This window comes from Streptomyces sp. NRRL F-5630, assembly GCF_000719475.1.
Lineage (GTDB): Bacteria > Actinomycetota > Actinomycetes > Streptomycetales > Streptomycetaceae > Streptomyces.
In genome coordinates this window covers 99,955-123,209 of record NZ_JOGO01000002.1, presented here as the reverse complement: position 1 = coordinate 123,209, position 23,255 = coordinate 99,955, and the positions used below count along the sequence as shown (strand labels likewise).

The 23,255-nt window shown below is 72.7% G+C and carries 19 protein-coding genes and 1 riboswitch; of the genes, 12 read left to right on the top strand and 7 right to left on the bottom strand.

The window, feature by feature from the left end; translation table 11 throughout:
- Positions 1 to 54: 54 nt before the first annotated feature.
- From IF99_RS0101145 to IF99_RS0101125, 5 genes are all read right to left on the bottom strand, one after another.
- Complete coding sequence (locus IF99_RS0101145; RefSeq protein ID WP_030994361.1) at positions 55 to 972, bottom strand: AraC family transcriptional regulator; 918 nt, start codon at positions 970 to 972, stop codon at positions 55 to 57.
- A gap of 69 nt (positions 973 to 1,041) precedes the next feature.
- Complete coding sequence (locus IF99_RS0101140) at positions 1,042 to 1,950, bottom strand: zinc-binding dehydrogenase (protein WP_030994360.1); 909 nt, start codon at positions 1,948 to 1,950, stop codon at positions 1,042 to 1,044.
- A gap of 635 nt (positions 1,951 to 2,585) precedes the next feature.
- Positions 2,586 to 2,777: a DUF397 domain-containing protein gene (locus tag IF99_RS0101135; RefSeq protein WP_030994359.1), complete on the bottom strand. Its 192-nt coding sequence runs from the start codon at positions 2,775 to 2,777 to the stop codon at positions 2,586 to 2,588.
- Positions 2,778 to 2,926: 149 nt separating this feature from the next.
- Complete coding sequence (locus IF99_RS0101130) at positions 2,927 to 3,121, bottom strand: DUF397 domain-containing protein (protein ID WP_030994358.1); 195 nt, start codon at positions 3,119 to 3,121, stop codon at positions 2,927 to 2,929.
- Positions 3,118 to 3,939, bottom strand: coding sequence for a helix-turn-helix domain-containing protein (locus tag IF99_RS0101125; RefSeq protein ID WP_030994357.1), 822 nt, complete (start codon positions 3,937 to 3,939; stop codon positions 3,118 to 3,120). The genes IF99_RS0101130 and IF99_RS0101125 overlap by 4 nt, the downstream gene beginning before the upstream one ends.
- 313 nt (positions 3,940 to 4,252) lie before the next feature.
- Between IF99_RS0101125 and IF99_RS0101120 the strand changes: the two genes are divergently transcribed.
- Together IF99_RS0101120 and mfd are read left to right on the top strand one after the other, a co-directional pair.
- Entirely contained in the window at positions 4,253 to 5,533 is a 1,281-nt protein-coding gene (locus IF99_RS0101120; protein ID WP_030994356.1) for a peptide deformylase, read from the top strand.
- Positions 5,534 to 5,911: 378 nt separating this feature from the next.
- On the top strand, positions 5,912 to 9,448 hold the full coding sequence (gene mfd, locus IF99_RS0101115; protein ID WP_030994355.1) for a transcription-repair coupling factor: 3,537 nt from the start codon (positions 5,912 to 5,914) through the stop codon (positions 9,446 to 9,448).
- Positions 9,449 to 9,533: 85 nt separating this feature from the next.
- Here the strand turns inward: mfd and IF99_RS0101110 are convergent, their stop codons facing one another.
- Positions 9,534 to 9,968: a VOC family protein gene (locus IF99_RS0101110; protein WP_030994354.1), complete on the bottom strand. Its 435-nt coding sequence runs from the start codon at positions 9,966 to 9,968 to the stop codon at positions 9,534 to 9,536.
- Positions 9,969 to 10,167: 199 nt separating this feature from the next.
- Here IF99_RS0101110 and IF99_RS0101105 point away from each other — a divergent pair, with 199 nt between their 5' ends.
- The 3 genes from IF99_RS0101105 to IF99_RS0101095 all read left to right on the top strand — a co-directional run bounded on the left by IF99_RS0101105 (position 10,168) and on the right by IF99_RS0101095 (position 13,000).
- The gene (locus tag IF99_RS0101105) at positions 10,168 to 10,917 is read left to right on the top strand and encodes an HNH endonuclease family protein (protein ID WP_030994353.1); all 750 of its coding nucleotides are present in this window, start codon (positions 10,168 to 10,170) and stop codon (positions 10,915 to 10,917) included.
- Between the two features lie 289 nt (positions 10,918 to 11,206).
- Entirely contained in the window at positions 11,207 to 11,911 is a 705-nt protein-coding gene (locus IF99_RS0101100; RefSeq protein WP_051703315.1) for a SurA N-terminal domain-containing protein, read from the top strand.
- Positions 11,912 to 11,944: 33 nt separating this feature from the next.
- Positions 11,945 to 13,000 (top strand): nucleoside triphosphate pyrophosphohydrolase, encoded by a 1,056-nt coding sequence (locus tag IF99_RS0101095; RefSeq protein ID WP_030994351.1) that lies wholly within the window; start codon positions 11,945 to 11,947, stop codon positions 12,998 to 13,000.
- Positions 13,001 to 13,070: 70 nt separating this feature from the next.
- Here the strand turns inward: IF99_RS0101095 and IF99_RS0101090 are convergent, their stop codons facing one another.
- A complete protein-coding gene (locus tag IF99_RS0101090; RefSeq protein ID WP_030994350.1) occupies positions 13,071 to 15,440 on the bottom strand; it encodes a GH92 family glycosyl hydrolase in 2,370 nt (789 codons plus the stop codon).
- Between the two features lie 252 nt (positions 15,441 to 15,692).
- Between IF99_RS0101090 and IF99_RS0101085 the strand changes: the two genes are divergently transcribed.
- The 7 genes from IF99_RS0101085 (at position 15,693) to IF99_RS0101050 (ending at position 23,251) form a co-directional block, all read left to right on the top strand.
- Positions 15,693 to 16,997 carry a cytochrome P450 family protein gene (locus IF99_RS0101085; protein ID WP_030994349.1) on the top strand — a complete coding sequence of 435 codons (1,305 nt, stop codon included), beginning with the start codon at positions 15,693 to 15,695 and terminating at the stop codon, positions 16,995 to 16,997.
- 139 nt (positions 16,998 to 17,136) lie between these two features.
- Positions 17,137 to 18,144 carry a LysM peptidoglycan-binding domain-containing protein gene (locus IF99_RS35535; protein WP_030994347.1) on the top strand — a complete coding sequence of 336 codons (1,008 nt, stop codon included), beginning with the start codon at positions 17,137 to 17,139 and terminating at the stop codon, positions 18,142 to 18,144.
- 188 nt (positions 18,145 to 18,332) lie between these two features.
- A riboswitch (cyclic di-AMP (ydaO/yuaA leader) is annotated at positions 18,333 to 18,510 on the top strand.
- A gap of 3 nt (positions 18,511 to 18,513) precedes the next feature.
- Positions 18,514 to 19,218 carry a transglycosylase family protein gene (locus tag IF99_RS0101070; protein WP_030994346.1) on the top strand — a complete coding sequence of 235 codons (705 nt, stop codon included), beginning with the start codon at positions 18,514 to 18,516 and terminating at the stop codon, positions 19,216 to 19,218.
- A gap of 489 nt (positions 19,219 to 19,707) precedes the next feature.
- Positions 19,708 to 20,994 (top strand): phosphopyruvate hydratase, encoded by a 1,287-nt coding sequence (eno, locus tag IF99_RS0101065; protein ID WP_030994345.1) that lies wholly within the window; start codon positions 19,708 to 19,710, stop codon positions 20,992 to 20,994.
- Between the two features lie 127 nt (positions 20,995 to 21,121).
- Entirely contained in the window at positions 21,122 to 21,613 is a 492-nt protein-coding gene (locus tag IF99_RS0101060; protein ID WP_030994344.1) for an FtsB family cell division protein, read from the top strand.
- Between the two features lie 160 nt (positions 21,614 to 21,773).
- Complete coding sequence (locus IF99_RS0101055; protein WP_030994343.1) at positions 21,774 to 22,307, top strand: DUF501 domain-containing protein; 534 nt, start codon at positions 21,774 to 21,776, stop codon at positions 22,305 to 22,307.
- Positions 22,304 to 23,251, top strand: coding sequence for a Ppx/GppA phosphatase family protein (locus IF99_RS0101050; protein WP_030994342.1), 948 nt, complete (start codon positions 22,304 to 22,306; stop codon positions 23,249 to 23,251). Before IF99_RS0101055 ends, IF99_RS0101050 begins: the two co-directional genes overlap by 4 nt.
- Positions 23,252 to 23,255: the final 4 nt, after the last annotated feature.

Genomic DNA, 23,255 nt, shown 5'->3' with positions numbered 1-23,255 from the left:
CGCAGGCACTAGCTGGGGGGCGTCCGACTGGTGCTGCTCTCTCCCGTGCGCGGGTCAGGTGCGGAGTCGGGAGCGGTACGCGCCCGGGGCGGTGCCCCGGGCGCGTCTGAAGGCGCGGCTGAACGCGTGCGGGGAGCCGTAGCCGACCGCGCCGGAGATCGACTCGACCGGCTCATCGGTATCGCGGAGCCGGACGGACGCCAGGTCGATGCGCCACTGCGTCAGGTACGCGCCCGGCGTCTGGCCGAGGGCGGACCGGAAACGCCTGGACAGCGTCGCCCGGGAGACGCGCGTCGCGGCGGCCAGGGTCTCCGTGGTCCAGGGGTGACCCGGCTGGGCGTGGACACACGCCAGAGCGTCGCGTACGACCGGATCGCGCATCGCTCCCAGCCATGAGCCGGACCGCTCCTGCGGATGGCGGGCCAGCCAGGCGCGGACGAACTGGACGAGTAGCAGGTCGACGATGCTGTTGACGGCGGCGGTGGTGCCGATCTGCGGCTGTGCGAGTTCGGCGGCGAGGAGTTCGACGGTCCTTCCGAGCTGCGCGTTCTCCCGGGCCGTGACGTGCAGCGGCCGCGTGAGGGAGGTGAGCACCGGGGTGCGCACCTCCGGGTCCTGCCCGTAGTGCAGGACGATCACCTCCGTCCGCACCGGCGCCGAGCCCAGGCGCAGCGCCCGGCCCGCGGCGATGGCGCGGGCCGCCTCTTCCCTGTCGCAGGAGCCCATGGTCACGTCGGCCTCGCCGGCTAGCCCGTGCGTGGTGCCCGGCGGCACCAGGACGGCGTCTCCGGCCCGCACCTCAAGGGGCTTCCCGCCCGCGACGTGGAGCCACATCGTGCCGCGGGAGACCACGTGCAGTGCCGCTCCGGGGAAGGTGTCCAGCCGCAGGCCCCAGGTTCCTCCGGCCTTCAGCACGACCCCGAGCGCTCCCCGCGCACCCGACACGTGCAAGGCCTCCGCCAGCACATCCATGGGACCCTCCTCGTCCACCGCCGCGCACCGTCGCCGACGGCCGACGACGCCGTGTCCTCGTCCACGGCCTCAGGCCACGTCGAGGACGATCTTTCCGTGCACCTTCCGTGCGAACAACGCCTGGACGGCCTCGCCCACTCCCTCCCAGTCGCCTCGGAGGCCGACCGGTGCCGAGAGCCTCCCGGCGGCCATGAGGCCGAGCAGGTCCGTCAGCTCCCCGCCGGTCGGCGTCATGTCGCCGTAGGTGGCGATGCTGCGGGGCTCGCCGAAGCCGAACAGGGCCCCCGAGGGGAACGTGGTGTCCTGCCCCGAGGAGTAGCCGACCAGGTGGAGGGTGCCGCCCTCGGCGAGGGAACTCCACGCCTGCGCCACCAGCGGGCCGCCGACCGTGTCCAGGACGAGGTCGAACCGGTCCCCGGCCCCGGCCACATCGGTCAGGACCCTGTCGGCGCCGAGTTCACGGAGCCCGGTGGCCCGCTCCGGCGCACCGACGAGTGCCGTCACCCGGGCGCACGCGAGCGCCGCCAACTGGATGGCGAAGTGCCCCACGCCCCCGCTGGCGCCGGTGATCAGCACGTCCCGGGCCAGCAGGGAACGCGTGCGCAGCACCCGGAGCGCGGTGACCCCGGCGATCCCCAGCGCGGCGGCGTCGGCCAGATCCACGCCCTCGGGGACGGTGCCGAGCGAGGCCGGGCTGACCGCCACCCGCTCCGCCCACGCGTGAGGAGCCATCCCCACCGCGACGCGCGTACCCTCCGGCGGCCCCGAGCCGTCGGACGCGGCGCGCACCACGACGCCGGACGCGTCGTGACCGTGCACAGCGCCGTCCGGCCACTGGCGCACGTAATTCAGCTCCCCGAAGTTGAGACTGATGTGCCGCACCTCCACCAGCGCCTCACCGGCGGACGGTACGGGCTCCTCGACATCCGCGAACCGGACGGGTCCGGCCTCACCGTGATCGACCACAAGGGCGCGCATAGGGGGTGCTTCCTTCTCTCGGCGGATGTGCCAGCACATGCGGCACGGCAACGGACGGAGGGTGCGAATGCCGCACCGTCGTCCTCTTGGAACCCTTTCGCAGCACCGGGAGAGCGACCAGAGCCGTGAGAATCAAGGAGTTGACCATCTGTGTCAGCGTGGCTCAGGGCGCGTCGAGCCCGCGCCCGGCCGGTAGGGGCGGGGGGCCCTCTCACGCGGGCAGGCAGCGCGTTCGGCCGACGCCTCCCGCACCGCCGGTTCGTCCCCGGCCCGGTCGGCAGGGCAAAGGCCACGCCGGGCGACCATGCGGGCGGCGCTGCTGGGCGAGGCCGGGGTGCGGAGCGCGCCGTCCCGTCGCGTATCCACGTCACCGGCCCGAGCAGGGGCGGCTCGCCACCTGGAGCCTCGCCGTCCGCCCCCGGGCCCTCACCGCACCTGCGGCGCGGCCTGTGGACGCGGCGCCCCGCCGCCCTGCCCGGCCGGTCCGTCGCGGCCTTTCACGGCGAGCGAGGACCGCGCGGGCTGACCGCGCGGCGGGGCGGAACGAGTATGTCCGCTCCTAGAACCGGTCGTCGCTCGCGCGGGTGCCTGCGCGCCCACCGGCGGGCGCCCGGCTGGAGCGCACGGACGGCCCGTCAGCGATCGACGGTCACGGCGCCGAGAAAAGCGGCGAACGTCTCGCGACTGAACTTGATGACCGGGCCTTGTTCGGCCCGCTTGCTGTCGCGTACGGGCAAGGACGCCTCACCGACCGCGATTTCGATGCAATTGCCGTTGTCGCCGCCGCTGTAGCTGCTCTTGGTCCACCTGCGTGTCCGGTCCGTCATGGGTCCGCTCCCTCGTGTCGGGCCTGGAGTCTGCCCACTCGCGCGCAAGGCGAAGCCCGCCGGGCTCCCTGGTCTTGGGAGCGCGGCGGGCTTCGCGGGTCGCGTGCAGGGTTGCCACCGAGGGGGGGAAGTGGCAGACACGCGACGTCTTAACGGTCCGTCGTCACGGACCCGAGGAAGGCGGCGAACGCCTCACGACCGAATTCAACCACGGGGCCGTCCGCCGGCCGCTTGCTGTCACGCACAGGAATGATCGGCTCGCCGAACGCGATTTCGACGCAAGAGCCGTTGTCGCCCCCGCTGTAAGTGCTCTTGATCCACGTGCGAGCGGAATTCTTCGTCATTCGTCTGCTCCTTGTTGCTGTGCCAGGCTGCGGAGTAGGTCCAGCGAATCCTGGGCGGACGCCGCCGTCATGCGCAGATGATCACACACCTCCGCCGTCTTTGCGATTGTCTCGGGAGACCTGTCCACCGAGCCACCGCCCACCCAGGATTCCGAGTAAGCCACTTGGTGACCATCCACAGTGAGCAGAATGAACGGCAGGTGCGTAGGGGGCGCCCCGTCCCGGGCCCGAAGAATCTGGAATGTGACGTTGGGTCGCTCGGCAAGCTTCGTTAGGTACCCGAGCTGCCCCCGCATGACCTCCGCTCCACCGACGCCCATTCGCAGCACACTCTCCGTCACGATCATCCACAACCGTGGCGGGTTAGGGCGGTTGAGGATCTGCTGCCGTTGTACGCGGAGCTCGACGCGGGCCCTGACCTCATCCTCGGTTTCAGTGGGGTTCGTGGCACGGAAGACCGCTGCCGCGTACTCCTCGGTCTGCGCGAGTCCTTCGATCAGGATCGAGCTGTAGCTGACTATTGCCGTCGCACCCTGTTCAAGATCGGCGTACGGCTTGAACCAGTCCGGGTAGTCCTGGCGGAACAGATCGTCGTGGCGGCGGGCGTACACCCCTGCCGTATCGCCCGCCTTGTCCATGGCCTTGGCGAACTCGGAACTTGCCGGGACCTCGCCCCGTTCGACTTTCGAAACCAGGGGCTGCGAGAAGTTGAGCAAATTGGCATATGCCGTTTGACTAATCCCCAAATGCTGCCGCTGCTGACGCACTTCTTCGGCGAAGGCGGCAATCGCCCTGCTTCGCCGAGAGGATTCGCTCACGCGTCCTAACTCCCCTCTCCCACCTGCGATTTGAATAATGCTCCCCAAGGGGGAATGGGGCTACCCCTACGTGCATGGGGTTCTGGCTGTCGGCCCGCCTCCTGGTGACGCACTGTAGAGGCATGAACACAGCCCCACAGCGTCGTTCCGGGCTTTCGGTCTCGGACTGCCCCCGGTGTCTCGAACTTCTGCGCGAGGAGCGGGCCGCGCGTGCGCGGCGTGACTACTCGGCCGAGTCGGACTGTCGTGTGCTCCGCAAACGCCACCCGCACACCGGGGGTGTGGCGGCGGGGCACGGCGCCGAGGGTGAGCGGTGAGCGTGGTCGCCGAGCGTCCCGGGCTCCCGGCCCGGCCCTCCGCGCGGGAGTTCGCGGTACGGGCACGGGGCGGGGACGCGCGCGGGGCCTGGGTGCTCGCGGCGGGGGAGGCGCGGGGGGCGGAGGAGTGCGGGGCGTGGCTGCGGGCGACGGCGCTGCGGCTCGCGGTACGGCTCGACCCGGGACCGCGCGTGCGCTGGGCGCCGGGCGGACTCGTACGGCCGACGTACGCGCCCGGCCCGGACGCGCCGACCGCGCTGCGCGCGTGGGCGGAGGACGTGGTCCTTCAGGCGGCGGTGGGGGAACTGCTGGAAAACGGCGAGCCGTTCGGGGTGTGGTTCCCGGACGTGGACGGCGGCTGGTACGAGCTGGCCGCCGCGCCGGTCCCCGTACCGGCCGCGGCGGATGAACGGAAACCTGGAGCCCCCATGAGTGACACGAGCCGGGCCGACGCCGCCCTGGCGCCCGCGCGGTGCGACGCGGAGACGGATGTGCCGCACCTGATGCGGATCTTCGCGAAGCGGCTGAGCATCCACACGGTGGGCGGGGAGCCGGCGCACCGTACGCGGTGCGCGCTGGAGCGGCACGAGGGGGTCGAACACCTGGGCAGAGTCCGGGTGTTGCGGGAGGGGGCGGTGTGGGTGACGTTCACGCGCGAGATGCCCCCGTACCAGGCGCGGTTGCTCCCGCCGTGCCCGCGCCTCGCGTGGTGCGGGCTCTTCGAGGGGCACACCGGCCGCTGCCTGGCCGAGGAGCCGGAGCCGGTGGCGCCGCAGCGGATGGGGGAGCTGGGGGTGCTGGTGGAGGGAGCGCCCGAACTGGCCGTACCGGTGCGAGAGTTCGACCTGCCGAGGGAGCGCGGGGAGGCGGCGAGGACGGTGCGGGAGATCGAGGCGGTGCTGGACCGCGTCCTGCGGACGTTCCCCTTTCCCGGGGGAGTGGGCCTTTCGGCGCCGCAGATCGGCGTACCGCGCGCGGCGGCGCTGGTGCAGCCCCCGTGGGGGGCGCCGGCGGTGACCCTCCTCAATCCGTGCCTCATCGGCGGCTCACGGGAGACGTCGGAGGCGTACGAGAGCTGCCCCAGCCGCCCCGGACCCGGGGCGCTCACCTCGCGCCCGGACGAGATCACCGTGCGCTCGACGACCCTCACCGGCCACCCGCTGACCACGACCTACACCCAGCCCCTGGCCCGCCTCGTCCATCACGAGATCGACCACCTGGAGGGCCTCCTCCACCCGCCCCGCCTCCCCGTACGGACGAACCGCTCCGGCGCCTGAGGGACAGGGCGGCCCCCTCGGCGCTCTCCCGCGCGGGCCGCCCGGCCCCGCTCCGTGGACACGGGGCGGGGCGGCCGCGTACAGCGAGTGTCCGCGTACGGTCGGGGGCGGGTGTGCGCGAAGAGTGAGCGCACCGCGTCCGCCCCGGCGCACCGCCCGGCTCGCCGTGCGCACTCTCCTCGCCCGCCCGACTCGCCGCACCCGTTTCGGCACGGAGGGTCACTGTCCCGCCCGTCCGTCCCTCGCGCGTCGTACGCTGGAAGACCCCCGGCCCGTACCGCGTGCCGGTCTTTCGCGCTGCCCCGGGCCGTTTCGCCCCGGGCCCAGGGACGGACCACCGGGACAAGCACGGACCCCGGCCAAGGACGGATGGCATTCATGAGTCTGCACGGTCTTCTCGACGCGGTGCTCGACGACCCGGCGCTCGCCGAGGCGGTCAAGGCCGCGGGCGACGGGCACCGCACCCAGGCGGATGTCGTCGGCCCGCCCGCCGCCCGGCCCTTCGTCGTGGCCGCGCTCGCGCGCGAGGCGCGCCGCACCGTGCTTGCCGTCACCGCGACGGGCCGCGAGGCCGAGGACCTGGCCGCCGCGCTGCGCACCCTGATCCCCGCCGAGGGCGTCGTCGAGTTCCCCTCCTGGGAGACGCTCCCGCACGAGCGCCTCTCGCCCCGCGCCGACACCGTCGGCCGCCGCCTCGCCGTGCTCCGCCGCCTCGCCCACCCCGAGGCGGACGACCCCGAGGCCGGGCCCGTCTCCGTCGTCGTGGCGCCGATCCGCTCCGTGCTCCAGCCCCAGGTCAAGGGGCTCGGCGACCTGGTGCCCGTCGCGCTGCGGCAGGGGCAGAGCGCCGATCTCCAGGAGATCGTGGAAGCGCTCGCCGCCGCCGCGTACGCGCGCGTCGAACTCGTCGAGAAGCGCGGCGAGTTCGCCGTGCGAGGCGGCATCCTCGATGTCTTCCCGCCGACCGAGGAGCACCCGCTCCGCGTCGAGTTCTGGGGCGACGAGGTCGAGGAGGTCCGCTACTTCAAGGTCGCCGACCAGCGCTCCCTGGAGATCGCCGAGCACGGGCTGTGGGCCCCGCCCTGCCGCGAACTCCTCCTCACCGACGAGGTGCGCCGCCGCGCCGCCGTGCTCGCCGAGGAGCATCCCGAGCTGCACGAACTGCTCGGCAAGATCGCCGAGGGCATCGCCGTCGAGGGCATGGAGTCGCTCGCGCCCGTCCTCGTGGACGACATGGAGCTGCTGCTCGACGTCATGCCCGAGCGCTCGCTGACGCTCGTATGCGACCCCGAGCGGGTCCGTACCCGCGCCGCCGACCTCGTCGCGACGAGCCAGGAGTTCCTGCAAGCCTCCTGGGCCGCCTCGGCGACCGGCGGCGAGGCCCCGATCGACGTCGGCGCCGCCTCGCTGCGGTCGCTCGCCGAGGTGCGCGAGCACGCCGTGCACGACCTCGGCACCCCGTGGTGGTCCGTCTCGCCGTTCGCCGTGGACGAGGAGCTGGACGGCGACACGATCAGCCTCGCGATGCACGCTCCCGAGACGTACCGGGGCGACACCGCGCGCGCCCTCGCCGACACGAAGCGCTGGGTCTCCGAGGGCTGGCGCACGGTGTACGTCACGGAGGCGCAGGGCCCCGCGTCCCGCACCGCCGAGGTCCTCGGCACCGAGGGCATCCCGGCCCGCCTCGACCTCGACCTCGGCGCGATCTCGCCCTCCGTCGTGCACGTCTCCTGCGGCTCCATCGACCACGGCTTCATCGACCCGGCGCGCAAGCTCGCCGTCCTCACCGAGACGGACCTCTCCGGGCAGAAGGCGGCGGGCAAGGAAGGCGCCCGGATGCCGGTGCGCCGCCGCAAGTCCATCGACCCGCTGACGCTGGAGACCGGCGACTACATCGTCCACGAGCAGCACGGCGTGGGCCGCTACATCGAGATGGTGCAGCGCACGGTCCAGGGCGCGACGCGCGAGTACCTCGTCGTCGAGTACGCGCCCGCCAAGCGCGGCCAGCCGGGCGACCGCCTCTACATCCCCACCGACCAGCTGGAGCAGATCACGAAGTACGTGGGCGGCGAGGCCCCCACGCTGCACCGGCTCGGCGGCGCCGACTGGACCAAGACGAAGGCGCGCGCCAAGAAGGCCGTCAAGGAGATCGCCGCCGACCTCATCAAGCTCTACTCCGCGCGCATGGCCGCGCCGGGCCACGCCTTCGGGCCCGACACGCCCTGGCAGCGCGAACTGGAGGACGCCTTCCCGTACGCCGAGACGCCCGACCAGCTCACGACGATCAGCGAGGTCAAGTCGGACATGGAGAAGACGGTCCCGATGGACCGTCTGATCTGCGGCGACGTCGGCTACGGCAAGACGGAGATCGCGGTACGGGCCGCCTTCAAGGCCGTCCAGGAGGGCAAGCAGGTCGCCGTCCTCGTCCCGACGACGCTCCTCGTGCAGCAGCACTTCTCGACGTTCTCGGAGCGGTACGCGCAGTTCCCCGTCACGATCCGCGCGCTCTCCCGCTTCCAGACCGACACCGAGGCGAAGGCGACCCTGGAGGGGCTGCGGGACGGCTCCGTCGACCTCGTCATCGGCACGCACCGGCTCTTCTCCTCCGAGACGAAGTTCAAGGACCTCGGGCTCGTCATCGTCGACGAGGAGCAGCGCTTCGGCGTCGAGCACAAGGAGCAGCTGAAGAAGCTGCGGGCGAACGTGGACGTGCTCACGATGTCCGCGACGCCGATCCCGCGCACGCTGGAGATGGCCGTCACCGGCATCCGCGAGATGTCCACCATCACCACCCCGCCCGAGGAGCGGCACCCCGTCCTCACCTTCGTCGGCCCCTACGACGAGAAGCAGATCGGCGCCGCGATCCGCCGCGAACTCCTGCGCGAGGGCCAGGTGTTCTACATCCACAACCGCGTCGACTCGATCGACAGGGCAGCGGCCCGGCTGCGCGCCGTCGTCCCCGAGGCGCGCATCGCGACCGCGCACGGGCAGATGAGCGAACAGGCCCTGGAACAAGTGGTCGTGGACTTCTGGGAGAAGAAGTTCGACGTGCTCGTCTCGACGACGATCGTCGAGTCCGGCATCGACATCTCGAACGCCAACACCCTCATCGTGGAGCGCGGCGACAACTTCGGGCTCTCCCAGCTCCACCAGTTGCGCGGGCGGGTCGGCCGTGGCCGCGAACGCGGGTACGCGTACTTCCTCTACCCGCCGGAGAAGCCGCTCACCGAGACCGCGCACGAGCGCCTCGCGACGATCGCGCAGCACACCGAGATGGGCGCGGGCATGTACGTCGCGATGAAGGACCTGGAGATCCGCGGAGCGGGCAACCTGCTCGGCGGCGAGCAGTCCGGGCACATCGCGGGCGTCGGCTTCGACCTGTACGTGCGGATGGTGGGCGAGGCCGTCGCCGACTACCGCGCGCAGCTCGACGGGACCTCCGAGGAGGAGCTGCCGCCCGAGGTCAAGATCGAACTCCCGGTGGACGCGCACGTCCCGCACGCCTACGCGCCGGGCGAGCGGCTCCGCCTCCAGGCGTACCGCGCGATCGCCGCGGCCACCTCGGAGGAGGACATCACGGCGGTGCGGGAGGAGCTGACCGACCGGTACGGGCCGCTGCCCGAGCCCGTCGAGAACCTGCTCCTCGTCGCCGGGCTGCGGCTGCTCGCGCGGGCGTGCGGGGTCGGCGAGATCGTCCTCCAGGGCAACAACGTGCGCTTCGCACCCCTGCCCGAACTGCGCGAGTCGCAGGAGCTGCGGCTCAACCGGCTCTACCCGGGCACGGTGCTCAAGCCGGCCCAGCGCTCTGCGCTCGTGCCGCGGCCGAAGACGGCGAAGATCGGCGGGAAGCCGCTGGCGAACCGCGAACTGCTGGCCTGGGTAGGGGAGTTCCTGACGTCGATCGTGGGGTCGTAGGGGACGCGCGGGGCGGGCCGGGAGCGTGCGGTTCGAGGCCGGGGCGCCGCCCTCCGCGCAGGCGGCCCGTCCGCCCCGCCCCGCCTCAGCCGATCCGCTCGGCCAGCGCCACGATGATGCCCGCCGGGCCGCGCAGGTAGCACAGGCGGTAGCTGTCCTCGTACCGCGCGACCGTGCCGAGGAGTTCGGCGCCGTGGGGGCGGAGGCGGGCGATCGTGTCGTCGATGTCGTCCACGGCGAACATCACGCGGTGCAGCCCGAGCGTGTGGGGGGCGGGCGGGGCCGCCTCGATCGCCGCCGGGTGGTGGTACTCGGTCAGCTCCAGGCGGCTGTGGCCGTCCGGGGTCCGCATCATCGCGATGGCGCTGCGGACACCGTCGAGCCCGACGGTCTGGTCCGCGAAGAGCCCCTCGATCTCCGCCTCCCCCTCCAGCTCCAGCCCGAGCGCGAGAAAGAAGGCGACAGCCGCGGCGAGGTCGTCGACGACGACGGCGACGTTGTCCATCCGTTGCACAGTCATGGGCCGACCCTAGGCCGTGTCAGCGAAGTCCCTCCGTCGCCCGGAGGGCGAGCCCCGCGGCGTCTGGTGCATGCTCTCGGCACGCCGGACGCAGTCCCGCGCCCCCGGGCGTACGCCACCCCGCGCGGTAGCCCGTGGTGGGGCCCGGGTAGACAGTGGGGGTGGCCGGAGGGACCGGCCGCGTGGGAGGGGTGGCGAGATGCGGTACGGGGCACGGCGGGGCGCGAGCGGAGTGGTGGGCGCGGTGGCGCTGGGCGGGCTGTTGCTCGGTGCGGCGGGGTGCAAGGACGTCGAGGTCTCCGGCGGGGCCGGCGGGGAGGCGAGCAAGCCCGCGCAGGGCGCGGAGGGCTCGGCGCTCAAGGCCGTCGACGGGCTCACGGTCAAGGGGCGCTCCCCCAAGACCGGTTACGACCGCGACAAGTTCGGGTCCGCGTGGGCCGACACGGACTCCAACCACTGCGACACCCGCAACGACATCCTCAAGCGCGACCTGAAGGACGTGAAGTTCAAGTCGGGGGACTGCGTCATCGCGAGCGGCGTGCTCAACGACGACCCCTACTCCGGCGACGACATCCGCTTCACGCGCGGCGCGAGCAAGATAGACATCGACCACCTCGTCTCGCTCTCGGACGCCTGGCAGAAGGGCGCGTCGAAGTGGGATCCGAGCAAGCGGATCGCTCTCGCCAACGACCCCCTCAACCTCCTCGCCGTGAGCGCCGGTCCCAACCGCAGCAAGGGCGACGGCGACACGGCGACCTGGCTCCCGGCGAACAAGGGCTACCGCTGCACGTACGTGGCGGGCCAGGTCGCGGTGAAGGCGAAGTACGGCCTCTGGGTCACGTCCGCCGAGAAGGCCGCGATGAAGAAGGTCCTCGCTACCTGCCCGGACCAGAAACTCCCGGAGGGCACGGCCCCGACGAAGGCCCCGGAGCGCTTCCGGGCGAAGTGACGGCAGCGCCTGGGACGGACCGGTCGCGCTCAGGGACCGGTCGCGCTGACGGGCCCACGGCGCGGCGTCACGGGGCGGGTGCGGTGCGCGGCACGGCGCCCGCCCCGTGACGCCCCCGCCCCGTGACGCCCCCCGGCCCCGCACGGTTCCGTACCGCCCCGAAGGCCCCCGTACCGCCTCCCCGCCCCGACTCGTTGCTCCCAGGTGGTGGCCCTCCGCCCGGCCACCTCCTACGATCGACCCCGGACTTTGTGCATCGACGCACAAACTGCTCGCAGGGAGGCCCACCTTGCACCGCCGCACCACTCTCACCCTGTCCGCCCTCGCCCTCGTCGCCGCGCCCCTGCTGAGCGCCTGCGGCGGCACTGCGCACCCCGGCGCCGCCGCCGTCGTGGGGGGCAGCCGGATCACCGAGGCGCAGCTTCAGCACCGCGTCGGTGAACTCCACGACGCCGTCAGGGAACTCAGCTCCGACGCGCAGACCTCCGAGCGCATCATCTCGGGCAGCGGCAGCCTCGCCCGGCCCACGCTCCAGGGCATGGTGCGCGACCGCGTCGTCGCCCGCGCCGCCGCCGACAAGGGCGTCAGCGTCAGCCGCGCGGAGGTCCAGAGCGCCCGCGCCCAGCTCACCCAGCAGGCGGGCGGCGAGCAGGGCCTCAAGGTCGAGTGGCTCACCCGGTACGGCGTCCCGCCGTCCCGTCTCGACGACGCCCTGCGCGAGAACATCGCCGAGCAGAAGCTGTACGCGGCACTCGGCGCCGACCCGTCGAGCCCCGACGGCAAGGCGACCGTCGACAAGGCGCTCGCCGCGACCGCGAAGAAGCTCAAGGTCGGCCTCAACCCGCGCTACGGCACGTGGGACGCCGCCAAGGCCACGCGCGCCGACGCCCACCCGGGGTGGCTGCGCGACGTGAGCCGCGCCCCGGCGGGCGAGGCGGCGGGCGCCGGCGCGGGTGCCGACGCCGGGACCGGCGCCGAAACGGGGCAGGGCTGACGGAGGACGCGGCCCCGCCTGGGTTACGTTGCCGTGGTGAACGAAACCAGCCACGGAAACGGCCCGGAAGACCGCCCCGACAGCCCCGGGAACAGCAAGGGCACCGGCCGCATCGTCCTGCTGACCACGAGTCACCGGGTCGCGCCAGGGCTGCTGTCCTGGCGCGCCTGGCAGACCCTGCGCGGCGCGGCCCGCGTGCTGTGCGCGGACCCGGAGCACCCGCAGCTCCCGTACCTGCGCGAGGCCGGGGTCTCCGTCGAGTCCTCCGTGCCCGCCGCCGAGGAGCTCGTCGCGGCCTGCGCGGACGGATCGACGGTCGTCGTCGTGGCGGGCGAGGGCGCCGACGAGCACAAGCTCACCGACCGCCTCGCCGCGCTCGCGGGCTCCGGGCGGCACGCCATGCCCGAGCTGGAGCTGCTGCCCGCCTCCTACGACCTCCCCGGCGCCCGCCTCATCGACCTCGTGCAGGTCATGGACCACATCCGCCTCGACTGCCCCTGGTCGAGCCGTCAGACGCACGAGGGCCTCGCGAAGTACGCGCTCGAAGAGGTCTACGAACTCGTCGAGGCGATCGAGGACGGGGACCGGCACGAGCTGCGCGAGGAACTGGGGGACGTCCTGCTCCAGGTCGTCTTCCACTCCCGTATCGCCGAGGACGACACCGAGGACCCCTTCTCGATCGACGACGTCGCGGGCGCGCTCGTCGAGAAGCTGATCCGCCGCCACCCGCACGTCTTCGGCGACGAGAGCGCCGAGACGCCCGACGAGGTCCGCACGCTGTGGCTCGCCGCCAAGGCCGACGAGAAGCAGCGCGCCTCCGTCACCGAGGGCATCCCGCTCGCGCAGCCCGCCCTCTCCCTCGCCGCGAAGCTCGCGGCCCGCGCCCGTACGGCGGGACTCCCGGTCCCCGTGCCCGAGCCGGGCGCCGACTGGGGCCCCGCCCTCCTCGCCCTCGCCGCCCGCGCCGAGGCGGCGGGTGTCGATCCCGAGGCGTCCCTGCGCGCCTCCGCCCGCGCCTACCGCGACGCGATCCGCCGGGCGGAGACGGCGAAGGGGAGCGCGGACGAGGAGGCGGCGGAGGAGGAGTAGGACGAACGCACGGGGGCGGGTCCACCGGCGCGCTGCCGGTGGACCCGCCCCCGTGCCGTCCCTGCCGCCGCTACGGCTGGGAGGGCGTCACGGCCGGTGGTGCGTCGCTGGCCGCCGTTCCCCACGCCGAGGGCTCGGTGCCCACCGCGAAGTCGAGCCGCCGTCCCTCGCGCAGGTCCTCCGTCGTCAGGTACGTGCGGTCCCACGCCCTGCCGTCGAGCCGCACGGACCGCGTGTACCGCTGCTGCGCCGACGTGCCCGGCGCGGTGATCGTGAAGCGGCCCGCCGGGTAATAGCGCTTGTCCAGCCTGAGATCGACCCGGTCGAAGACCGGCGTCGACAGGCTCCACGTGGCGGTCCCCGGCTGCACCGGGTACACGCCGATCGCCGAGAGCACCATCCAGGCCGACATCGTGCCGAGGTCGTCGTTGCCGGTCATGCCGGTCGGGGTGTCGGTGAACAGGGTGAGCGCCGCGTGCACCACGTCGGTGGTCTTCCACGGCTGCCCCGTGGACAGATACGTGTACGGGGCGATCAGGTCGGGCTCGTTCTGCGGGTTGTACTTGTCCGCGTTGTAGTAGTCGTACGGGCCGTTGACCCACACCTCGCGGGCCGTCTTCGCCGGGTCGGCCACGAGCTGGTCGTAGGCGAAGAAGGAGTCGAGCCGCTGCCGCGCCGCGTCCCGGCCGCCGATCAGGCCGATCATGCCGGGCAGGTCCTGCGGCACCATCCACTGGTACTGCCACGCGGTGCCCTCGTGGAAGCCCTCGCTGCGCGCCGGGTCGGCGGGCCCCGCGAAGGCGCCCGAGGCGTCCCGGGAACGGAAGAAGCCGGTGGAGGGGTCGAAGATCTTGCGGTAGTTCTGGGCGCGCGCGGCGTAGCGGCGCGCGTCCGCGTCGTGCCCGAGGTCCTTCGCCATCCGGCTCAGCATGCCGTCCGCCAAGGCGTATTCGAGGGTCGCCGAACCCCCGTGGTCGAAGTCCGAGTCACCAGGCTTGGCGTGCGGACGGCCCTTGATGTACGGCGCGTAACCATCCTTCAGGTACGCGGCGTTGGCCTCGCGGCCGACGGCGGGCGAGTCTGTGGGCGGCACCCCGTCCGCGTTCTTCCTGAGCGCCCGGTACGCCTCTTCCTCGTGGCCCTTGAGCAGCCCCTGCTGGTAGGCGTTGGTCAGGAACGGGGTGACCGGGTCACCGGTCATGATGTTCGTCTCGACCGTCCCGTACCCCCACTTGGGCAGCCAGCCGCTCTCCTTCTCGACGCGCAGCACCGACAGCGCCATGTCCCGCGCCTCGTGCGGGGCGAGCAGCGAGAGGAGCTGGGTCTGCGTGCGGTACGTGTCCCACAGCGACCAGTTCTGGTAGTACGTGAAGCCCTCGGCGCGGTGCTTCTTCTGGTCCCACCCGGTGTAGCGGCCGTCCACGTCGCCGCCCAGGTTCGGGGCGAGGAAGGACCGGTAGAGCGAGGAGTAGAAGGTGCGGCGCAGCGTCTCGTCACCGCCCCGCGCCGCGACCGTGCGGAGCCGCTTCTCCCACGCCGCGTCCGCCGCGCCGCGCGCCCGGTCGAAGGAACCCCCGCCCTCCGCCTCCAGGTTGCGGGCCGCGCCCGCCGCGTCCACGTACGACAGGGCGGTCGTCGCCTCCACCGTGCGGTCCTCACGGGTGTCGAACCGTACGTAGGCGCCGTTGCCGCCCTCCTTCGCGGCCGAGGACGCCGAACCGGCGGTCACCTTGCCGTCCTTCCACGTGCCGTAGGACGTGAAGGGCCGGTCGAAGCGCGTGATCGTGTAGACGGTGTACGGCACCGTGTCCTGGCAGAAGCCGCGGCCGGTGATGGCGGTGCGCACCGTGCGGGAGTCGAGGACCTCCACCGTCGTGGAGACCGTCCGGTGCAGCGACTGACCGGCGTTGAGCAGGACGTTCGCCTTGTCCGTCGCCGGGAAGGTGTACCGCTGCTTCCCGGTCCGCTCGGTCGCGGTCACCTCGGCCCGCACGCCGTACGTCCGGAGACCGACGCGGTAGTACCCGGGGTGGGCCTCCTCGTCGTCGTGGCTGTAGGCGGAGGCGTACTTCGCGTCGTCCGTCTCGGTGATGTCCCCGGTCGTGGGCAGGACGGGCAGATCGCCGCCGAGGCCGCAGCCAACGCCCGAGATGTGGGTCAGGCTCAGGCCCCTGATGTGGTCCTGCCGGTAGTCGTAGCCGGTCGTGTGACCGGTGTCCGGGGAGAGCTGCACCATGCCGAAGGGCACCGCCGCGCCGGGGTAGGTGTTCCCCTCGTTCTCGGTGCCGATGAAGGGATTGACCAGGTCGGTGAGGCGGTCCCGCCCCGGCGCGTGCCCGGCGGCCGCCTGCGCGGGGGGCGCGAGCAGCACACCGCCCACGAGCGTTCCGGCGAGCAGCGCGACCGCGCCCCGCCTGCGGAGACGATGAGGCCATGACATGTGGGGGATGCCCTCCAGCCACTGAGACAACGTTGTCGGCGGCATTCTTCGGCGGGGCGGGGAGGGGGTCAAGGGGGCGGGCCGATAGTCGCGCCGCCGGTTCGGAGTCCGCCCTGGTGGGCGGCGGTGGGCGGTCGTCGGCAGCGGGTCGGCGGGGCGAGACGTCGCCCGGGGGAGTCCCGCGAAGGGCGCCCCCGCCGGGCGGCGCACCGCCCCCGCCGAGCACCGCCCGGCCCCCGTTACGGTCTCGGTATGCCGTGTCCCCACGCCCCCCGTACGCCCCTTGCCGCCGACGCCCCCGAGCCGCACGCCCCCGCCCTCTTCTCCCGCGCCTTCGCCGCCGACCCCTACCCCTCCTACGCCTGGCTGCGCGAGCACGAGCCCCTCACCTGGACCCGCCTGCCCAGCGGCGTCGAGGCATGGCTCGTGACGCGGTACGAGGACGCGCGGCGGGCGCTCGCCGAGCCCCGGCTCTCGAAGAACCCGGCGCATCACGCGGAGGGCGCGGGGGCGCGGGGGAAGACCGGGATTCCCGGGGAGCGCAAGGCCGAGCTGATGACGCACCTGCTCAACATCGACCCGCCCGACCACACCCGGCTGCGCCGCCTCGTCTCCAAGGCGTTCACGCCGCGCCGCGTCGCGGCCTTCGCCCCGCGCGTCGCCGAGCTGACGGACCAGCTCATCGACGGCTTCGCCGCGCGCGGCAGCGCGGACCTCATCCACGAGTTCGCCTTCCCGCTCCCCATCTACGCCATCTGCGACCTGCTCGGCGTCCCGCGCGAGGACCAGGACGACTTCCGCGACTGGGCGGGCATGATGATCCGCCACGGGCAGGGCCCGCGCGGGGGAGTGGGGCGCGCCGTCGGCACGATGCGCGGCTACCTCGCCGAACTCATCCACCGCAAGCGCCGCGACCCCGGTGACGACCTCATCTCGGCCCTCATCCAGGCGGTCGACGACGGCGAGCACCTCACCGAGAACGAGGCCGCCGCCATGGCCTTCATCCTTCTCTTCGCGGGTTTCGAGACGACCGTCAACCTGATCGGCAACGGCACCTTCGCCCTCCTGCGGCACCCCGGTCAGCGCGCGTCGCTCCACGACGCCCTCGCGGGGCCCGACGGGGGCGATGCCCTCCTCACCACCGGCATCGAGGAACTCCTCCGCTTCGACGGCCCCGTCGAACTCGCCACCTGGCGCTACGCCACCGAGTCCTTCGACCTGGCGGGCCGGCGCATCCGCTCCGGCGACCCCGTCCTCGTCGTCCTCGCCGCCGCCGACCGCGACCCCGCCCGCTTCCCCGCCCCCGCCACGCTCGACCTCACGCGCCGCGACAACCAGCACCTCGGCTACGGCCACGGCATCCACTACTGCCTCGGCGCCCCGCTCGCCCGCCTGGAGGGAAAGACGGCGCTCGCCCACCTCTTCACCCGCCTCCCCGACCTCGGGCTCGACGCGGACCCCGCACAACTGCGCTGGCGCGGCGGCCTCATCATGCGCGGCCTCCGTACCCTTCCCGTCCGTTTCACCCCCTCTGTACAGGGATGTGAGCAGTCGTGAACTGAACGCGCGTCAATAATGTGATCTTTGTGTGATCGAGGCTGCATCGACTTGTGACGGGCGTTCGAATCCCGCTACGTTCACGTCCGGATCATCTGTCACACCAGCTGACCCCTCAGCTGCTTGCGAAAGGCACCGCATGCTCTCCGGGAACGGTCGCCACCGACGCCCCCGCCAAGCCCCGGCCCTTGTGATCGCGGCAGGGGTCACCGGCTCCGCCATCGCCATCCCCCTCCTGGGCGCGGGAACCGCGAGCGCCGACCAGGGGTCCTGGGACCGCCTCGTCGAGTGCGAGACGGGCGGTGACTGGGCGGCCGACAAGGGCAACGACTACTACGGCGGCCTCCAGCTCTCCGAGGAGGAGTGGGAGGACAACGGCGGCCTCGACCTCGCTCCCCGTGCCGACATGGCGACGCCCGCCCAGCAGATACAGGTGGGCCAGCGCATCCTCGCGACCCAGGGCCCCTCCGCCTGGCCCGGCTGCGCCCTGAGTGCCGGGCTGACCGTGGAGGACGGCTCGACGTCCTCCACGCCCGCCCCCTCGGACACGCCCAGCGCCACGGAGACGAGCAAGGCGCAGGCGGACAAGCAGGACAAGAAGGGCAAGGAGGAGAGTGGTTCGCCCTCGTCCTCGTCCTCGTCCTCGGCGAGCGCGGACCCCTCCGCCTCGCGGACGTCCGACGCCGACGCTCCCTCCTCCGACGCCTCCGCGAGTTCCTCGGGCAAGAGCCGGGGCACCGCGAGCGAGGACGGCGCCACGGGGCAGAGCCGCGGCAAGCACGCGAAGCCCGGCTCCTCCGCCTCGCCCTCCGAGACCGCGGAGTCCTCCTCCGGGTCGGCCGGCGACCCCTCCGACGAGACCTCCGCCACTTCGGGCGGCAGCCGCGACTCCGGTGCCGACCGCTCCGCTCCCGGAGGCCGCCACGCGGCCACGGACACAGAGGGTCAGAAGGGTGCGGACGGGGCGGACACGGCGGACGCGTACAAGGTGCGCGAAGGGGACAATCTCTGGAGCATCGCCGAGACGCACGAGCTGGCCGACGGCTGGACCGGGCTCTACGAGCAGAACAAGAAGATCATCGGCGACGACCCGGACCTCATTCTTCCTGGCCAGAGCCTGGATCTTGGTGCGGATTCAGGGCAATAACCGGACAAGAGGTTGACCGCGTCTGTCCGTTATTGTCCGGTAGGGGTCGAGTGAGACATGAGTCTCAACCGCCCTGATCGTCTTTGAAGTTCTGCGGATTTCTTGCTTAACGTCGTGCTCGCTTCCCCACCGGGAGGCCCCGACGGTCGTCACGCCGAATCCTGCCGGCGCCCGTTTCGGGACAGTCGTCGCGTCGAGCGCCGAAGGCAGGAGCGGGGGACCCAAGGTTTGCGTCCCAGCCGGCGCCCGGGAGACCGGGTGCCGGTCCGGGGCTAGGGGTGAAGCCGGGCGGCAGCCGCCGTCCGGCCGGGCAACTCACAGGCCCGAACCCGACAGCTCACCTCGTAGGCGTCGGTGAGGAGATCCTCCATGCTGTTTTCCGGCAAGGCCAAGCACCGTCGCCGTCGTACCACCCGAATCGTCGCGTTCGCCGGTGTCACCGGTGCCGCGATCGCCGTCCCGCTGATGGCGACCGGCAGCGCCTCCGCCGCCTCGACCTCCACCTGGGACGCTGTCGCCCAGTGCGAGTCCGGCGGCAACTGGTCCATCAACACGGGCAACGGCTACTACGGTGGCCTCCAGTTCAGCCAGTCCTCCTGGGCCGCCGCGGGTGGTACCCAGTACGCCCCGCGTGCCGACCTGGCCACCAAGGACCAGCAGATCGCCACCGCCGAGCGCCTCCTCGACATGCAGGGCCCGGGTGCCTGGTCCTGCGCCGGTGCCGGCAACCTCAGCAACGACGGTGTCGACCCGGGCGTCAACCCGAACGGTGGCGGCCAGCAGACGCAGGAGCGTTCCTCCAGCGACCAGAGCGCCTCGCGCAGCGAGCAGCGCCAGGCTCCGAAGCCGCAGCACACCACCCCGAAGTCGACCACCGGCACGGTCAAGACCGACACCGGCATCACCGTCCCCAAGGGTGACGGCGAGTACAAGGTCGTCAAGGGTGACAGCCTCAGCGAGATCGCCCAGAAGCACCACGTCTCCGGCGGCTGGAACAAGCTCTTCGAGCTGAACAAGGACATCGTCAAGGACGCCGACCTCATCTACCCGGGCCAGCAGCTCCACCTCAGCTGACCCACCCGGGGGCACCCCGGCCTCGCGCCCGCCCCCCCGCACGGAACCGCCCCGCCCCGTCGCGTTCTCCCCCCTGCGCGACGGGCCGGGGCTTTCCCGTGCCGCCCCGGGTGCTCTCCCGCCCGACGCGCTCCGGGACCCGCACCGGCACCCCGGCCGCCCCGTCCCGGCACCCGGACCCCGCGCGCCCGCCTTCGTGCCCCGGCCCCCGCGTCTGCCCCCGCGCCGCCGCACCCCGCCCGCCGCACCCCGCCCCCTCACCCGCGCGTACCCGCGCTCACCAGCGCGGCTCACCTGTCGCGCCCCCGGCTCAGATGCCCCGATCAACCCCGTTCCGCCCACCCGATTCGCCCCATTCGCGGGCTCTGTCCCGCGGATCGCGGCCGAGTCCCGGGCGTAGGCCGGTACCTGACCCCGGGCCGGTTAGGCTCATGCAGCGGAAGGCTCCCGCGAGGGCCGCCGCAGACCTGCTCCACATCCCAGAAGGAGATGCTCGTGCCGTCCATCGACGTCGTCGTAGCCCGGGAAATCCTGGACTCCCGAGGCAACCCCACGGTCGAGGTCGAGGTCGGCCTCGACGACGGCAGCACCGGCCGTGCTGCCGTGCCCTCCGGTGCGTCCACCGGTGCCTTCGAAGCCATCGAGCTGCGTGACGGTGACGCCAACCGTTACCAGGGCAAGGGCGTCGAGAAGGCCGTCCTCGCCGTCATCGAGCAGATCGGCCCGGAGCTCGTCGGCTACGACGCGACCGAGCAGCGCCTGATCGACCAGGCGATGTCCGACCTCGACGCCACGCCCGACAAGTCCTCGCTCGGCGCCAACGCCATCCTCGGCGTCTCGCTCGCCGTCGCGCACGCCGCCTCCGAGGCGAGCGACCTCCCGCTCTTCCGCTACCTCGGCGGCCCCAACGCGCACCTGCTCCCGGTGCCGATGATGAACATCCTCAACGGCGGTTCGCACGCGGACTCCAACGTGGACATCCAGGAGTTCATGATCGCGCCGATCGGCGCCGAGTCGTTCTCCGAGGCCGTCCGCTGGGGCGCCGAGGTCTACCACACGCTCAAGAAGGTGCTGAAGGAGCGCGGCCTGTCCACCGGCCTCGGCGACGAGGGCGGCTTCGCGCCGAACCTCGACTCCAACCGCGCCGCGCTCGACCTCATCGTCGAGGCGATCAAGGAGGCCGGTTACGTGCCCGGCCGCGATGTGGCGCTCGCGCTCGACTGCGCCGCCTCCGAGTTCTACAAGGACGGCACGTACCGCTTCGAGGGCCAGGACCGCACGGCCGCCGAGATGACCTCGTACTACGAGGAGCTGGTCGGCTCCTACCCGCTCGTCTCCATCGAGGACCCGCTCTTCGAGGACGACTGGGAGGGCTGGGCGACCGTGACCGAGCGCCTCGGCGACAAGGTCCAGCTCGTCGGCGACGACCTCTTCGTCACCAACCCGGAGCGCCTCCAGCGCGGCATCGACGAGAAGTCGGCGAACGCCCTGCTCGTCAAGGTCAACCAGATCGGCTCGCTCACCGAGACGCTGGACGCCGTCGAGCTGGCCCAGCGCAACGGCTTCAAGTGCATGATGTCCCACCGCTCCGGCGAGACCGAGGACGTCACGATCGCCGACCTCGCCGTCGCCACCAACTGCGGCCAGATCAAGAGCGGCGCCCCGGCCCGCTCCGAGCGCGTCGCCAAGTACAACCAGCTCCTGCGCATCGAGGAGATCCTCGACGACGCGGCGGTGTACGCGGGCCGCTCGGCGTTCCCGCGCTTCAAGGGCTGAGCGCCCCCACGGGCTGAGCCTCCGCACGCCCCCGCACCCGGTCCCGTACCGTGTGCGGGGGCGTACGCGTGTGTGCCGTACGCCGGTGCGCAGGGCACGCGAGACCCGCACGAGGGGGAGATCCGTCATGGCACGGAAGAACGACGGCGAGCGCTTCTCGACCGCGACCCGTCTGCGCGTCCTCGGCGAGCAGACGGCGGCCCGCGTCTACCGCTCCCAGTCCCGCCGCCAGGCCCGCCGTTCCCGTCTCACCGGGCGCGCCGCGATCCTCGTCCTGGTGCTCTGCGCGCTGATCGTCGCGCTCGCCTACCCGATGCGGCAGTACATCGCCCAGCGCGACGAGATCGCCGAGCTGCGGCGCGAGCTGAGGACCCACCAGGAGGACGTGGAGCGGCTGCGCGACGAGAAGGCCCGCTGGCAGGACCCCGCCTTCGCCCGCCAGCGCATCCGCGAGCGCCTCCACTACGTCCTGCCCGGCGAGACCGGCTACACCGCCCTCGTCCCCGGCGCGGCGAGCGCGGGCCCCGAGCAGCAGGACGCGGCGGCGGCCCGCCCCTGGTACAGCAACGTCCTCGGCGGCATCGACGAGGCCGACCGCGCGGCGGCGCTGCGGCGCTGAGCCGCCGCCCGGGGTGGGGCCGAGCGGCCGCCCGGGTTCACGCCGAGCCGCCGCCCGGGGCGGGGCGCGCGGCGGGGCCGGGGATACTGGAAGTCCGTACCCGCGCACGCACCCGCGCGGCCGTACGCACCCGACCCGCGCCCCCGATCGAGAGCCCCGCATGCACACGCCCCCGCCGACCACCGCGCCCACCGAGCCCACCGAGGCCGACGTCGAGGTCTTCAGGCTCCAGCTCGGCCGGCCGCCGCGCGGACTGCGCGCGATCGCGCACCGCTGCCCCTGCGGGGAGCCCGATGTCGTCGAGACCGCCCCGCGCCTGCCGGACGGCACCCCCTTCCCCACGCTCTACTACCTGACGTGCCCGCGCGCCGCCTCGGCGATCGGCACGCTGGAGGCGAACGGCGTCATGAAGGAGATGACCGAGCGCCTGGACCGCGACCCGGAACTGGCCGCCGCCTACCGCGCCGCGCACGAGGACTACATCGAGCGCCGCGACGCGATCGAGGAGCTGACCGGGTTCCCGAGCGCGGGCGGGATGCCCGACCGGGTCAAGTGCCTGCACGTCCTCGTCGCGCACTCGCTCGCGGCGGGCCCCGGCGTGAACCCGCTCGGGGACGAGGCGATCGCGATGCTGCCGGAGTGGTGGCAAAAGAAGCCGTGCTCGGAACTCTGTGCTCAGGAGGACGCGAAGTGACCCGCGTGGCAGCCGTGGACTGCGGCACCAACTCGATCCGCCTGCTGATCGCGGACGTGGACCCCGTCTCCGGCACCCTGTCGGACCTCGACCGTCGCATGGAGATCGTCCGGCTCGGCCAGGGCGTGGACCGTACGGGACGGCTGGCGCCCGAGGCCCTGGAGCGCACCTTCGCGGCCTGCCGCCAGTACGCGCAGGCGATCGCGGAGCACGAGGTCCCGCCGGGCAACATCCGCTTCGTGGCGACCTCGGCCTCCCGCGACGCCTCGAACCGCGAGGACTTCGTGCGCGGCGTGCACGCCATTCTCGGCGTGGAGCCGGAGGTGATCACCGGGGCCGAGGAGGCCCGGCTGTCCTTCACCGGCGCGACGCGCGAACTGGGCGAGGACACCTACCTGGTCGTGGACATCGGCGGCGGCTCGACGGAGTTCGTCCTCGGCACCACGTCCCCCCGCGCCTCGCGCTCGGTGGACATCGGCTGCGTCCGCATGACCGAACGCCACCTGACGACGGACGAGGGCACCCTCTTGGACCCGCCCCCGGCGGACCGGGTGGCGGCGATCGAGAAGGACGTCGAAGCGGCGCTGGACGAGGCGGAGACGGAGGTCCCCTTCGCGGAGGCGTCGACGCTGGTCGGCCTGGCGGGCACGGTGACGACGCTGGCGGGCACGGCGCTCGGCCTCCCCGCGTACGACTCCTCGGCGATCCACCACAGCACCCTGACCCGCGCCGACGTCGAGACCCTGACCACCCGCCTCCTCACCTCCACCCACGCGACCCGCGCCGCGATCCCGGTCATGCACCCGGGCCGCGTCGACGTCATCACCTCGGGCGCGCTGATCCTGCGCGCGCTCATGCGCAGGGCGGGAGCGGAGAAGCTGGTCGTGAGCGAACACGACATCCTGGACGGAATCGCTCACGACTGCGCCGCCGAGGCGCGCTGAGGCG